The 13,347-nt window shown below is 39.3% G+C and carries 14 protein-coding genes; 5 read left to right on the forward strand and 9 right to left on the reverse strand.

Annotated features, from left to right (window positions below; genetic code table 11):
- The first annotated feature begins 22 nt into the window (after window positions 1-22).
- Both ACZ2V4_RS09305 and ACZ2V4_RS09310 read left to right on the forward strand, forming a co-directional pair.
- Window positions 23-577 carry a hypothetical protein gene (locus ACZ2V4_RS09305; RefSeq protein ID WP_490514763.1) on the forward strand — a complete coding sequence of 185 codons (555 nt, stop codon included), beginning with the start codon at window positions 23-25 and terminating at the stop codon, window positions 575-577.
- Between the two features lie 146 nt (window positions 578-723).
- Window positions 724-894 carry a hypothetical protein gene (locus tag ACZ2V4_RS09310; protein ID WP_490514764.1) on the forward strand — a complete coding sequence of 57 codons (171 nt, stop codon included), beginning with the start codon at window positions 724-726 and terminating at the stop codon, window positions 892-894.
- Here the strand turns inward: ACZ2V4_RS09310 and ACZ2V4_RS09315 are convergent.
- The gene (locus tag ACZ2V4_RS09315; protein ID WP_219494453.1) at window positions 891-1,712 is read right to left on the reverse strand and encodes an inositol monophosphatase family protein; all 822 of its coding nucleotides are present in this window, start codon (window positions 1,710-1,712) and stop codon (window positions 891-893) included. The two genes, ACZ2V4_RS09310 and ACZ2V4_RS09315, sit on opposite strands and share 4 nt — an antisense overlap.
- 103 nt (window positions 1,713-1,815) lie before the next feature.
- Between ACZ2V4_RS09315 and ACZ2V4_RS09320 the strand changes: the two genes are divergently transcribed.
- From ACZ2V4_RS09320 to ACZ2V4_RS09330, 3 genes are all read left to right on the forward strand, one after another.
- Complete coding sequence (locus tag ACZ2V4_RS09320; protein WP_490514765.1) at window positions 1,816-2,427, forward strand: YktB family protein; 612 nt, start codon at window positions 1,816-1,818, stop codon at window positions 2,425-2,427.
- A gap of 179 nt (window positions 2,428-2,606) precedes the next feature.
- The gene (fdhF, locus tag ACZ2V4_RS09325; RefSeq protein ID WP_490514766.1) at window positions 2,607-5,573 is read left to right on the forward strand and encodes a formate dehydrogenase subunit alpha; all 2,967 of its coding nucleotides are present in this window, start codon (window positions 2,607-2,609) and stop codon (window positions 5,571-5,573) included.
- Complete coding sequence (locus tag ACZ2V4_RS09330; RefSeq protein ID WP_490514767.1) at window positions 5,573-6,241, forward strand: helical membrane plugin domain-containing protein; 669 nt, start codon at window positions 5,573-5,575, stop codon at window positions 6,239-6,241. Before fdhF ends, ACZ2V4_RS09330 begins: the two co-directional genes overlap by 1 nt.
- A gap of 77 nt (window positions 6,242-6,318) precedes the next feature.
- On the opposite strand, the gene ACZ2V4_RS09335 is transcribed toward ACZ2V4_RS09330, so the two are convergent.
- The 8 genes from ACZ2V4_RS09335 to lpdA form a co-directional block, all read right to left on the reverse strand.
- Window positions 6,319-7,086: a DUF4064 domain-containing protein gene (locus ACZ2V4_RS09335; protein ID WP_219494445.1), complete on the reverse strand. Its 768-nt coding sequence runs from the start codon at window positions 7,084-7,086 to the stop codon at window positions 6,319-6,321.
- Between the two features lie 92 nt (window positions 7,087-7,178).
- The gene (locus tag ACZ2V4_RS09340) at window positions 7,179-8,252 is read right to left on the reverse strand and encodes an ABC transporter substrate-binding protein (RefSeq protein ID WP_490514768.1); all 1,074 of its coding nucleotides are present in this window, start codon (window positions 8,250-8,252) and stop codon (window positions 7,179-7,181) included.
- Window positions 8,249-9,058, reverse strand: a complete 810-nt coding sequence (locus tag ACZ2V4_RS09345; RefSeq protein WP_012656625.1) for an ABC transporter permease — start codon at window positions 9,056-9,058, stop codon at window positions 8,249-8,251. Before ACZ2V4_RS09345 ends, ACZ2V4_RS09340 begins: the two co-directional genes overlap by 4 nt.
- Window positions 9,055-9,861: an ABC transporter permease gene (locus ACZ2V4_RS09350; protein ID WP_219494439.1), complete on the reverse strand. Its 807-nt coding sequence runs from the start codon at window positions 9,859-9,861 to the stop codon at window positions 9,055-9,057. Before ACZ2V4_RS09350 ends, ACZ2V4_RS09345 begins: the two co-directional genes overlap by 4 nt.
- A 1-nt stretch (window position 9,862) precedes the next feature.
- Entirely contained in the window at window positions 9,863-10,945 is a 1,083-nt protein-coding gene (locus ACZ2V4_RS09355; RefSeq protein ID WP_219494438.1) for an ABC transporter ATP-binding protein, read from the reverse strand.
- Window positions 10,946-10,954: 9 nt separating this feature from the next.
- On the reverse strand, window positions 10,955-11,497 hold the full coding sequence (locus ACZ2V4_RS09360) for a helix-turn-helix domain-containing protein (RefSeq protein WP_099482090.1): 543 nt from the start codon (window positions 11,495-11,497) through the stop codon (window positions 10,955-10,957).
- A 95-nt stretch (window positions 11,498-11,592) separates the two neighbouring features.
- A complete protein-coding gene (locus ACZ2V4_RS09365; RefSeq protein ID WP_490514769.1) occupies window positions 11,593-11,871 on the reverse strand; it encodes a UPF0223 family protein in 279 nt (92 codons plus the stop codon).
- Window positions 11,872-11,938: 67 nt separating this feature from the next.
- The gene (lpdA, locus tag ACZ2V4_RS09370) at window positions 11,939-13,345 is read right to left on the reverse strand and encodes a dihydrolipoyl dehydrogenase (protein ID WP_219494434.1); all 1,407 of its coding nucleotides are present in this window, start codon (window positions 13,343-13,345) and stop codon (window positions 11,939-11,941) included.
- Window positions 13,346-13,347 lie beyond the last annotated feature (2 nt).

Below are 13,347 nucleotides of genomic sequence, written 5' to 3' on the forward strand. Positions count from 1 at the left end.
ATCAACGTAAAGGAGAACTGATATGCACGTTAAACCATTAAGCAAACCTCATACATTAACTGCACTGGAATCGCTTGTCCATCGTACATCCAATACGCACTGCGCCGCACAGCTACATGAGCTGAATAAACGTTATCAGCTTGAGCATGCCTTTATGGCGCTTTTAAATCAGATTGACCATACACACTTTGAGTGCATATGGCAGTATCAGACGCATCACAATATCTATATCAACCTGATTATTATCACTGATAATGCAGTACATTTATTTAAGTTCAATGATTATAGCGGTTTACATCATATTGACGGTGACGGTATGCTTATAAATAGCACAACTTATACCACACACGCCGATATTTCCGAACTGCATTGTATGAAGTATTCTGTTATCAATGTGATGCCTGAAACTTCAACGCAACTGCCCGTGTATACAAAATGTGTGATGTTCAATGAGACCTTCATGCTTGATATCCATAGTCACCCGGGCGATATTCTGCTAAAGGATCAGATTTTACCCTATCTTGAGCGCATGAGTATCTGCTCAAAAAAAAAAACAGCACCATTAGCACTGTCTTAGTCGATACTTCTGTAATACATGAAATCCATCTCCCCGACTACAAAAAGGGTGTCAGCTGTCCTGACTGCTTAGCGCTGAATACACTCAACCGCTTCAAATCTCTGAATTACTGCACACATTGTAATGCAATCATCGATTCAGAAAGCTTGTTCAATCATAATATTTCACAGTTTAAAGCGATATTATCCGAACAAAGACTGACGAGACGTAATTTCGCTGAATTTACAGCGCATTACTTCCCATCTTTTATACTCACGAAGCTGCTGAATAAACACTTCCAGAAGTTCGGCACAACTAAAGGTGCCTATTATATTTAACGGCGATGGAACCTCTCTTGATGGATGCTATCAAGAGCAGCTGAATGTGGTTTCAAATACTGTGTATAAATTTCATCGTGGAGCGCTTTGTTTGCCACCATAATTGAATTCGCATGGAGCATATCCAGCGGTTCATTCAGCTGGTTCGTAACGACTGCCCCCACTTCCTCAGCGATGATGGCGCCACCGGCAAAGTCCCATGGATGGAGCCTGAGCGTAATATAAGCATCCACTTTGCCTGTTGCAACATAGGCGAAATCTAACGCTGCTGAACCATAGCTTCTTGCACTTCTTGCTTTGATGACGATGTCACTATAGATGTCTTTCGTATAATCTTTCGTTAACCAGTTCGGGTTCATCGAGATGATAGATTGATGCAGTTCGCTATCAATAAGTGGTGCTATCGGCTCTTCATTCTTGTATGCTCCGTGTCCTGCACGTGCGCTATACATCGTGTCACGCATGACGTCATAGATGACACCCGCATACTTCTTCCCATCAACAAATACACCGACAGAAATCGCAAAGTTTTCCTGCTGATGTACAAAGTTCAAAGTACCATCAATCGGATCGATAATCCATACCGTACCTTCCATAGAGGTAATATCTGTACCGCTTCCTTCTTCACCGATAATATGGTGCATTGGGTAAGCTTGCATTATTGCATCATACAGCAGCTGTTCGGTTTCTTTATCCATATTCGTGACAAGATCATTTGGATTTGATTTCGTTTCTATTAATAACGGCTGATTAAGTTGAGCTCTAATATTACTGCCAGCCTGATAAACAATCTGTTTCATAAATTCAAATAATTCCATAGCATCTCCTCCTAGGATCATTATACAATATCTTAAACATAAGCAAAATTGTTTCAACTTTATGTATATAATAGTATATATAAAAGAAAAAGGTGAGTGAACTATGGCAAAATATCATTTTACTTCAAAAGATTTCAATGTCTTTAACGTGGAAGGCTTAGAGCCGCGTATGGAAGCATTGATCGAAACAACGCGTCCGAAGCTAGAAGCACTTAGTGAATATTTTAGCAGCTATTTATCTCAGCATACAGATGAAACATTCTATCCACATGTAGCGAAACATCTGCGTCGTAAAACGAATCCACCTAACGATACATGGGTTGCATTTTCAACAAACAAACGCGGTTACAAGATGCTGCCCCACTTCCAGATTGGACTCTTCGATGACCACGTTTTCGTACTCTTTGGTATTATCTATGAATCCCCTGAAAAAGAGCGCATGGCGGCAAAGTGGCAGCAGCAAGTTAATGACATATTAGCACTTGATCGTGATTTTATCATTAAGGGCGATCATATGAAAAAGACATATGAAGCAGTTCATTCACTAGATGAAGATGCGCTGAAACGTTATATCGATCGTCTCATCAATGTAAAAAAAGGAGAACTATTATTCGGCAAAGTATTCTTACCTGATGATGATGGATTGATGTCAGATAAAAAGTTTTTAGCAGCGGTAGAAGATACGTTTTTTAAATTACTTCCTTTATATATTTAATACGTATGAGATGAGGGCAGATGATTACGCATCATTTGTTCTCGTCTCATATTTTTATCTGTTTTATTTCTATTCATTACTGAAATCAATTCAATAATAAAATTGCAATAATACTCAGATAATTTATAATTAGGTTAGGGCATATATTTTTTAAAATAAATATGAAGTGGGGTAATTTTATGAATGATGTAACATCACAAACGGTCAGTATTACGCTGAACGGCAAACCGATGGAAGTTCCGAACAATGTAAGCATTCTCGACTACTTAAGGTTTAAGGGCATTGATGTTCCAGCACTATGCTATCACCCCGATCTTGGTGCAATCGAAACATGTGATGCATGTATCGTTGAAGTCAATGGTGAGCTCGTACGTTCATGTAGTACACAGCTTAAAGACGGGGACATTGTCAAGACAGGATCAAGTGAAGCATTTGAAGCACAGATGATTGCGATGGACAGAATATTACGTAATCATGAACTTTATTGTACAGTATGTGATTTTAACAATGGAAACTGTACAGTACATAATACCGTTAAGAATTTAAAGATAGATCATCAGGCTACTGCCCAGTCTCCTAAAGGCGCACCAAAGAATATCGGTAAGTTCTACCGTTATGATCCAGATCAATGTATACTTTGTGGTCGCTGTGTGCAAGCCTGTCAGAATGTACAGGTCAATGAAACATTGATGATTGACTGGGAATTAGAACGTCCACGTGTCATCTGGGATGGGAATACGGACTTAAATATCGATGATTCCTCTTGTGTCAACTGTGGTCACTGCTCTACCGTATGCCCATGTAATGCAATGATGGAAGTTGGCATGGTTGGTGAAGCTGGTTTCTTAACTGGTATGCTTAAGGACGCATTCCGTCCGGCTGTAGAAGTTACGAAAGCAGTAGAAACAGGGTACACACCGCTTATGGCTATCTCAGACGTTGAGGCAGAGATGCGTAAGGATAGAATCAAGAAGACTAAGACAGTTTGTACGTACTGTGGTGTCGGATGTTCTTTCGAAGTATGGACGAAAGGTCGCGAAGTGCTGAAAGTAGAACCAAGCCCTGAAGCACCGGCGAACCAGATTTCTACATGTGTTAAAGGTAAATTCGGCTGGGATTTCGTAAATTCAGGTGAACGTCTAACGAAGCCATTAATTCGTGAAGCGGATGGCTTTAGAGAAGCGACCTGGGAAGAAGCACTCGACTTAATCTCTTCTAAATTTAAAGAGACGATTGCTACGCGTGGTCCTGAAAGATTAGCGTTCATCACTTCTTCTAAGTGTACAAATGAAGAATCGTACTTAATGCAGAAGCTTGCCCGTCAAGTCGTAGGTACGAACAACGTAGATAACTGTTCACGTTACTGTCAGTCTCCTGCAACGATGGGATTATGGCGTACGGTTGGTTACGGAGGAGACTCAGGTTCGATTACAGATATCGCACGTGCAGAACTGATTATTGGACTCGGAACAAACACAGCTGAAGCACATCCTGTTATCGCAACGCGCGTAAAGAGTGCTCAGAAATTACACGGCTCTAAATTACTTGTAGCAGATATCCGTAAACATGAGCTGGCAGAACGTGCTGATATGTTCGTGCGTCCGAATCCAGGTAGTGACTTAGTGTGGTTAAATGCAGTAACGAAATATATTATCGACAATAACTGGCAGGACCAGGCATTCATCGATAAGCATGTGAACAACTACACTGCCCTCGTTGAAGGACTACAGAAATACACAATCGATTATGCTGTAGAACATACTGGCATGTCAAAAGAAGAAATTATCAAGATTGCAGAAATGATCCATGAAGCAAAAACGACAGCCGTTATGTGGGCGATGGGTGTGACTCAGCAACGTGGGGGTAGTGATACTTCTACTGCGATCTCTAACCTATTGCTAGTAACAGGTAACTATATGAAACCAGGTGCAGGATCTTATCCATTACGTGGTCACAACAATGTTCAAGGGGCTTCAGATATGGGAAGCATGCCAACACATCTTCCTGGTTACCAAAAGATTGCAGACAAAGCGGTGCTTGAAAAATTCAGCAAAGCATGGGGTGTAGCATTAAACCCTAATGTCGGTCAGAATAACCACCAGATGGTAGATGCAATGCATGCGGATGAGCTTGATGTATTATACTTAAAAGGTGAAGATATGGGTATCGTTGATTCGAACATCAACTACGTCCGCGAAGGATTTGAAAAGCTGAAATTCTTCGTTGTACAAGACATCTTCTTCTCAAAAACTGCTGAATATGCAGATGTTATTCTACCTGCAGCACCAAGTTTCGAAAAAGAAGGAACATTCTCGAATACAGAGCGTCGTATTCAGCGTCTCTATCAAGTAATGGAACCTTTAGAAGGTACGAAACCAGACTGGAAGATTATTCAGGAGATTGCACAGCATATGGGCGCAGACTGGGATTATGCGCATCCAGGTGACGTAATGGATGAAATCGCGTCATTAACACCAATATACTCAGGTGTATCTTATGACCGACTAGAAGGGTTCAATAGCTTACAATGGCCAGTTAAAGAAGACGGCACAGATTCTCCATTATTATTTACAGAAGGCTTCCCATTTGATGATAAGAAAGCGAACTTCTTCCCTGTTGACTGGACAGAGCCGACTGAATATGAAGCACAATATGATATTCATGTTAACAACGGACGATTGCTTGAGCATTTCCATGAAGGTAATATGACATATCGAGTTAAAGGTCTTGCAATGGAAACACCGGATGCATTCTTAGAAATTTCTCAGGAACTTGCAGACGAACGTGGTATTCAAACAGGTAACCTCGTACGCTTACAGTCACCCTACGGCAAGGTTGATGTACGCGCATTAATTACTGACCGTGTATTCGGCAAAGAAGTTTACTTACCGATGAACGATAATGGCGATGCAGCGATTAACCTGCTCTCAAGCTCTATCGCAGATAAAGACACATCAACACCAGCTTACAAAGAAACAAAGGCAAAGCTTATCATCTTAGATAAAGGCAACAAATCACCATTACCAGAAAATAACTTCCGCTTCGGGAACCGTGTACCACAAATGGGCGTTAACGTTGAAGCGAAATGGAGACGAGATGACTATGTGTATCCAGGCGATATCGTTAAAATGAGAGGTGATAGATAATGGCACAACCAACACGTGTAATTAAACCGACTGAAGTAGATATTGAAGCACTCCGACAAAAGAAATTACGTGAATTAGAAGATCAGCTGATCCAGCATAAAGATACGTTACTTAAATTATTCCGTTTACTCGAACAGCTCGATGAGCATGAAGCATTAAATGCAGCCAATGCTGCGCTCTCTCAAAGCGATCCGATATTAACGCGTGTGTTAAAGGCCATCAATGAAACTGAAAGTGACCAGGCGATTCGTAACGCACTCTTACTCGTCCAAGGATTAGGTAAGTTTAACTTCAATGATATCGAACCGATGATCTTGAAGTTCAATAAAGGTCTGAAATTATCGACTGAATATAATCAAAGCACACCACTTGGGTGGACCGGATTACTTAAAGTATTAACAAATAAAGATTTCGTTGAAGGTTCTATCGTACTGACAAAGTTTGTTAAGGGTTTCGGTACATCCTTCCAGCAGCTGAAACAGGAGCAGGGCATCGTTGACCCTGTACATACAAATACGGGTGATGTAGCGCATGCACATCACACAGAACTTCCGAGTAAATCTAAGCGTGATGAAGTGCGACACGGCACTTCAAATTCAAAGTACGTTGGGATTGCAGCGCTTGGTGGCGCAGCACTTTCAATCGGTTCATTACTCTTAAAAAAATAAAAGGACAGGTAATCCTGTCCTCATAGTAAAAACCAGAAACAATCGTTTCTGGTTTTTATATTGGTCTTAAGTTTTACTTATCTTCTATTGTTATAGTTGTCTCGACGTTCATCGACTGCATCTTTTGTTTTATCAACGTAAGTTACACGATCTGAATCACTATCGATATTGTTATCGAAATGTGTATCTACTCTGTCTTCACGAACTGTAGAACGTTCTACATCATCTACCACGACATCGTCATGCTTGTCGTCTGCATCATAAGTGAAATCCTTTTCTTCTTCGATACGAGCATCGCGTTCAACATGTGATGGTGCAGCGTGCTGTTCACGCTCAACATGTGCAGGGTCTTCATAATAGTCATTATTCTTAATTACTTTATCTTTACGCGCAAATAAAAGTATTGCTGAAATAAAGAAGAATAATGGAATAAATCCTAAGATGAATGTAAAGAAGAATGGTGTTGTAAACAATCCAGCAAGCAATAACATTATTCCTGCAAAGATTCTCTTCTTCATTTTAAGTAATCCGATTAACCCTAAAATAATTGGGATTAAAGAATAAGCTAAGAAATACCAGAAACTCTTAACAAATAATGGTACAGCTTCTTCAACTGTTAATCCCATTTGGTTAAAGGCATCTGCCATTTGGTTATTTTTCTGCATCTCTTCATTCAATCCATCTTTCATTGCCTGAATGAATTCTGGGTTGTTCCCGTTAACTAGTAATTGATAAAGACCAAATAATGAAAGTGCTAATAGTGGTAACCATGCTAACCACCCAAAGATTTTTTCAGGAACTCGACTTACGGGTTGTACTGTTTGAGTATATTCTCTACGACTCATATATCCATCTCCTTCAAACATATTTCTTATATAGTACCCTCACAAATAAATTTTATGCATAAATATTGAAATTGGCTGAAATCAACATACGCTTATCTCAAAGACATCTTAAATTTAAGGAAGAGTTCGTTATATCTTTTTATATTTTCATAACCAAGGTCCTCATATACTTCCAGCTTCTCCTGCACTGCTTTATTTGGATAGAATCGTTCATCTTCTCGTGTTTCTTTATCCAGTAATCTTAAAGCCGCATTATTTGGTGTCGCATATCCGACCCACTCCGTATTCTTTTTTGCATTTTGTGCATCAAGCAGAAAGTTAATAAATTCATGTGCCCCTTCAATATTTTGTGCCGTTTTTGGGATGACGATATTATCGAACCATAGATTCGATCCTTCTTTTGGTACAATAAAGTCCAGATTTTCATTTTCTGTCATGATATCAGCACCCATGCCACTCCATACAACCGCAACATCCGCTTCTTTTTGTACCATCATCGTATTAATTTCATCTGCTACAACACCTTTTACATTCGGTGCAAGTTTCTCAAGCTTCTGCTCAGCCTTAAGTAATTTATCAGGGTCAGTCTCATTTAAAGATTCCCCCATACTATTCAGCGCTAATCCAAGTGCTTCACGGGCACCGTCAACAATAAGAACGTCGTCTTTCAGGCGCTTATCCCATAAACTATCCCAGCTCGAAAAATCAATGTCTTTCGTTGTGTCCGGATTGTATAGAATGCCTACAGTACCCCAGAAATATGGGATAGAGTATTTATTTTTCTTATCAAAAGGGAGATCCATAAAATCTTTATTAATATTTTTTAGATTTGGTATTTTATTATGATCGATGGGCAGCAATAACTTTTCATTTTTCATCTTCTGAATCGCATATTCACTAGGGACAGCAATATCATAGCTTGTCCCCCCATTCTTAATCTTTGCGAGCATCGCTTCATTGGAATCAAACGTCTCTAGTACGACACGAATCCCTTTTTCCTTCTCAAACTTTTTAAGCAGATCAGGATCGATATATTCGCCCCAGTTATACACATAGAGGACATTCCCTTTTCCACCTGATGGCGGTGGATTGATAAAGCGGCTTGAGAATAATAATAATACGGCAACTGCAAGTGAGATGAAGATTAGCTGCATCAGTTGTTTCATGATTTTGCACCTGCCTTTAACTTCTTCTTATCTGCATTTGTTGTTAATACGTAGTAAATAGCAATGATTGTCATCACGACTAAGAACATTAATGTGCTGATCGCATTGATTTCCATTGAAATGCCTTTACGTGCCATCGAGTAGATTTCAACAGATAATACGCTAAAGCCATTTCCAGTGACGAAGAAACTGACTGTAAAGTCATCCAGACTATAAGTCAGTGCCATAAAGAATCCAGCAAGTGCACCAGGGAGTATATGCGGGATAATGACATTTTTGATCGTCTGCCATGTGCTCGCACCTAAGTCATAGCTCGCATTAATAAGAGATGTATTTAAATCATATAGTTTTGGTAATACGAGCAGCACCACGATGGGCACACAGAATGCGATATGTGATATAAGTACAGACCAGAATCCAAGCCCAAGCCCTGTAAAGTGACCAATCGCAGTAAATAAGATTAAAAACGAAGACCCGATCACTACATCAGAACTTACCATCAATATATTGTTTAATGTCAATAGTCCAATTTTAATCTTCTTATTGCGCATATAGTGTATCGCAATAGCCCCACAGATACCAATCACTGTAGAGATGCTTGCTGCAATAAGTGCCACAGCGAGTGTATTCACGATAATAACGAGTAGGCGCTTATTCTCAAACACTGCCTTGTAATGATCTAACGTAAAGGATTCAAAATGATTCATATTGCCAGCAGAATTAAAGGAATAAAACATTAAATAGAAGATTGGGAAATATAAAATGAAAAGTGCGACCGCTAAAAATAATTTACCTCTTAGTTTCATTTTATATCCTCGCTTTCGTTTTTAGATTTCGTGATGATCATCACAAATGCCATCGCTAAAATTAAGAATACGGCAATCGTCGAACCCATTCCGTAGTTCTGTGTCACTAAAAACTGTTCTTCAATTGCTGTCCCTAAGTTGACAACCTTATTCCCTGCAATCAGACGGGTAATCATGAACAAGCTTAAAGCCGGGATAAATGTAACTTGTATCCCTGTTTTCACCCCTTCAAGTGATAAGGGCATGATGATCTTTCGAAAGGTCATCCACTCGGATGCACCGAGATCGCGTGATGCCTGGATTAAATTGTCCGGAATTTCATTCATACTATTAAAGATCGGTAGTATCATAAATGGTATATAGATATAGATAGATACAAAGATAAATGCTGTATCTGTAAACAGCAGATTTGCTGCAGGTAGATGTAAGAAGTGCAGCACATCATTAATAGTGCCTTGTTTACTGAATATACCGATGAACGCATACGTCTTTAATAACAGATTGATCCAAGTCGGTAAGATAATGATCAGCAACCATAGCTGCTTATGTTTCGCCTGCTTTAAGACGAGCGCAATCGGGTATGCAATAATTAAGCAAAATAAGGTAATAATCGATGCATAAATAAAGGAAGATAGTGTCATCTTTAAATATGTCGGCGTCAAAAAAGACTGGTAGTTCTCAAATGTAAACTGCCCATCGTGATTCGTAAACGACGTATAAAATATCATAACGAGCGGCATTACGATAAACAGAATAATCCAGAGCATGTAAGGGACTAAGAAAAAGTTTTTCGCTCTTTGCATACTACACCTCGTATGATTCAATACGACGATCGAATTCTTCTTCTGTCTCACCAGGCAGCATAATATGTATTGCTTCCTCGGTAAATGTAAGTCCTACACGTTCACCCGGTGTCGCTGGTTTCGTCGACTGAATAATCCATTCATTTCCTGCTTCGTCAATACAGCAGATTTCGTAATGCACACCACGGAACAGTGTAGAGTCTACAAGCGCATGAATTTTACCCATTTCAGGTGCAGTGATTTCGATATCTTCTGGACGTATTACAATGTCCACCTTTGCATCTGGTTTAAATCCTTTATCGACACATGCAAAGCGCTTGCCGTACATCTCAACGACGTAATCTTTGACCATGATACCGTCTACAATGTTTGATTCTCCGATAAAGTCCGCCACATAACGGTTCACAGGTTCATCATAGATATCCAGTGGTGTACCACTTTGTTCAATTTTACCCTTATTCATTACAAAGATATAATCGCTCATTGCAAGCGCCTCTTCCTGGTCATGTGTAACAAAGATAAAGGTTTTACCGAGACGATTTTGAATTTCTCGCAGTTCATACTGCATCTCTGTTCTGAGTTTTAAGTCAAGGGCACTTAACGGTTCATCAAGTAATATCACTTCCGGGTCATTAACGATGGCACGTGCAATCGCGACACGCTGACGTTGTCCACCACTCATATCCTTAATATCACGGTTTTCAAAATCTGCAAGTTTTACAAGCTGTAGCGCCTCTCGGACCTTCGTTTTAATGCTGTCTTCATTTTCTTTCTTGATACGTAGACCATACGCCACATTTTCAAACACATTTAAATGCGGAAATAAGGCGTAGTCCTGAAAGACGGTATTCACTTTACGCTTATTCGGCGGTACATCATTGATACGCGCTTCATCAAAGTATATATCGCCACTTGATGCCTTCTCAAAGCCGGCAATCAGACGTAATATCGTCGTCTTCCCACAACCCGATGGTCCAAGCAATGTATAAAACTTACCCTTTTCAATTTCAAAGCTGATATCGTTAAGAATCGTATTGTCTCCATATGCCTTTGTCACATGGTTAAACTGAATAAATTGTTTCATTGTTCACCTCTATAAGTAAGACTCTGTCGCCACAATCAGTACGCGTGCCACTTTGTCTGTTCGATTAAATAATTGATGGGATTCGTTCGCCTTAAAATAGAACGATTCCCCACATTGCGCATGATAATCTCTTCTACCGATATGAATACTCGCTTCACCCTGTAACACATAGATAAAACTATCTGACATGCTTGGTAAAAACTTTTTATACTTCTTACCGGGTTCAATCGTTATAATGACCGGTTCCATATCAAATTCATTAGAATCTGGAACGAGCCAGTTAATCATGTAGCCATCATCATACTCATCATAGATTGTCTGTTCTGACTTTGGATAATGAATACGCTGCTCATATTGCTGTTCACTGAAGAAATCTTTTGGCTTAGAGCCCAGGACCTCCAAAATATTAAAGAATGTTTCCATTGAAGGGGAACATAGATTGCGTTCCAGCTGTGAAATATATCCTTTTGAGAGATCTGTACGTTCGCCAAGCTCTTCTTGTGTCAAATTCTTCTGGCGCCTTAAATCTTTTATCTTTTTTCCGATATCCATACATTCACACCTTAGTTTAATAATTATAAACAAATAGTTTAATAATGTATTAAATGTATCAAAAATCGATGTACATTTCAATATTCATTAAAAATTTACTTCATTGAAAATACTTTTTCGTTATTTTCTTTCGCTTGTTGTGCACGCTTAACAGCATGATAGCCAGAATACGTCGATACTTGTTCAAAGGACTTTAAGATACGATTCTCCTCCGACTTCATCGGTACCACTTGTTTAAAAGCGCGATAAAGCGTCAGAAAATCTTCGGTATTCACACTACGTTCATACGCATCTTCAATCAAGCTCAAAAAATTAACAACATCTATAATCTCATCTTGTGACCATTCTGTATCGATTGGATAACTATAGTTCATATACATTCCTCCATAAAAAAAGTACTATTCATATAATATGAATAGTACTTTGAAATTGTAAAGTTTATTACATTGTGTGAATTGGGTGACCCATTGCAACTTCTGCTGCTTCCATCGTAATTTCACCTAATGTTGGGTGAGCGTGGATTGTTAATGCAATATCTTCTGCAGTCATGCCCGTTTCAATTGCTAAACCAAGTTCCGCGATGAGGTCAGATGCACCAGCACCGGCAACTTGCGCACCGATTAATAATCCGTCTTCTTTAAGTGTGATGAGTTTTAAGAAACCGTCAGTCTCACCGATTGATAATGCACGGCCATTTGCAGCGTAAGGGAATTTAGACGCTTTAAAGTCTAATCCTTCTTCTTTAGCCATTGCTTCAGTGTAACCAACTGTCGCTAATTCAGGTTCAGTGAAACATACAGCAGGAATACCTAAGTAATCTACTTCTGATTTTTCACCTGAAATAGCTTCAGCTGCAACTTTACCTTCATAAGAAGCTTTGTGTGCAAGTGGTGGTCCAGCAACGATGTCACCGATTGCGTAGATGTTCTCAACTGAAGTACGGCTTTGAGCGTCAACTTCAATGATACCACGATCAGTCATTTTAATGCCTAAACCTTCTAAACCTAATTCATCAGTATTTGGACGACGACCTACAGTTACTAAACAGTAGTCCGCTTCGATTGTATGTGTTTCGCCTTTAGCTTCATAAGTGACTTTAACACCGTTTTCTGATTCTTCAGCTGACTTCGCCATTGCTTCAGTAACGATTTCAACACCTTTAGCTTTAAGACCTTTTTTAACAACTTGTGTCATTTGTTTTTCGAATCCGCCTAAAATATCTTTAGCGCCTTCTAAAATTGTAACTTTTGAACCGAAGTTAGCGTAAGCTGTTCCTAATTCAGAACCAATATATCCGCCACCTACAACAACTAAGTGTTCTGGTACTTCAGGAAGTGCTAATGCACCTGTTGAATCGATAACACGTTTGTTGAATTTGAAGTTTGGAATTTCGATTGGACGTGAACCTGTTGCGATAATCGCATTCTTGAATGTGTAAGTCTGAGAAGCTTTTTCAGTCATCACTTTCAAGTTGTTTTGGTCTACGAAGTAAGCTTCACCTTGAACGATTTCAACTTTGCGGCCTTTAAGTAAAGAACCAACGCCACCAGTTAAACGATTAACAACACTGTTTTTGAATTCTTGAACTTTAGAGAAATCTAAAGTTACGTTTTCAGCTTTAATTCCATATTCTTCAGAATGTTTCGCTGTTTCGTATTTATGAGAAGCTGAAAGCATTGCTTTTGAAGGAATACAACCTACGTTTAAACAAACGCCCCCTAAGTTTCCTTTTTCTACGATTGTTACTTTTTGTCCTAATTGTGCTGCACGAATCGCTGCAACATATCCACCAGGACCTGCTCCAATTACAATAGTATCTGTTTCAATAGGAAAATCTCCAACTACCATCT

The organism is Macrococcus sp. CoH-51_TC_04, from assembly GCF_058188655.1.

What these genes read in the sequence shown, in the direction of transcription:
- ACZ2V4_RS09305 (WP_490514763.1), top strand. Translation starts at nt 23, where the DNA reads ATGCACGTTAAACCATTAAGCAAACCTCATACATTAACTGCACTGGAA.
- ACZ2V4_RS09315 (WP_219494453.1), bottom strand. Translation starts at nt 1,712, where the DNA reads ATGGAATTATTTGAATTTATGAAACAGATTGTTTATCAGGCTGGCAGT.
- ACZ2V4_RS09320 (WP_490514765.1), top strand. Translation starts at nt 1,816, where the DNA reads ATGGCAAAATATCATTTTACTTCAAAAGATTTCAATGTCTTTAACGTG.
- fdhF (WP_490514766.1), top strand. Translation starts at nt 2,607, where the DNA reads ATGAATGATGTAACATCACAAACGGTCAGTATTACGCTGAACGGCAAA.
- ACZ2V4_RS09330 (WP_490514767.1), top strand. Translation starts at nt 5,573, where the DNA reads ATGGCACAACCAACACGTGTAATTAAACCGACTGAAGTAGATATTGAA.
- ACZ2V4_RS09335 (WP_219494445.1), bottom strand. Translation starts at nt 7,086, where the DNA reads ATGAGTCGTAGAGAATATACTCAAACAGTACAACCCGTAAGTCGAGTT.
- ACZ2V4_RS09340 (WP_490514768.1), bottom strand. Translation starts at nt 8,252, where the DNA reads ATGAAACAACTGATGCAGCTAATCTTCATCTCACTTGCAGTTGCCGTA.
- ACZ2V4_RS09345 (WP_012656625.1), bottom strand. Translation starts at nt 9,058, where the DNA reads ATGAAACTAAGAGGTAAATTATTTTTAGCGGTCGCACTTTTCATTTTA.
- ACZ2V4_RS09350 (WP_219494439.1), bottom strand. Translation starts at nt 9,861, where the DNA reads ATGCAAAGAGCGAAAAACTTTTTCTTAGTCCCTTACATGCTCTGGATT.
- ACZ2V4_RS09355 (WP_219494438.1), bottom strand. Translation starts at nt 10,945, where the DNA reads ATGAAACAATTTATTCAGTTTAACCATGTGACAAAGGCATATGGAGAC.
- ACZ2V4_RS09360 (WP_099482090.1), bottom strand. Translation starts at nt 11,497, where the DNA reads ATGGATATCGGAAAAAAGATAAAAGATTTAAGGCGCCAGAAGAATTTG.
- ACZ2V4_RS09365 (WP_490514769.1), bottom strand. Translation starts at nt 11,871, where the DNA reads ATGAACTATAGTTATCCAATCGATACAGAATGGTCACAAGATGAGATT.
- lpdA (WP_219494434.1), bottom strand. Translation starts at nt 13,345, where the DNA reads ATGGTAGTTGGAGATTTTCCTATTGAAACAGATACTATTGTAATTGGA.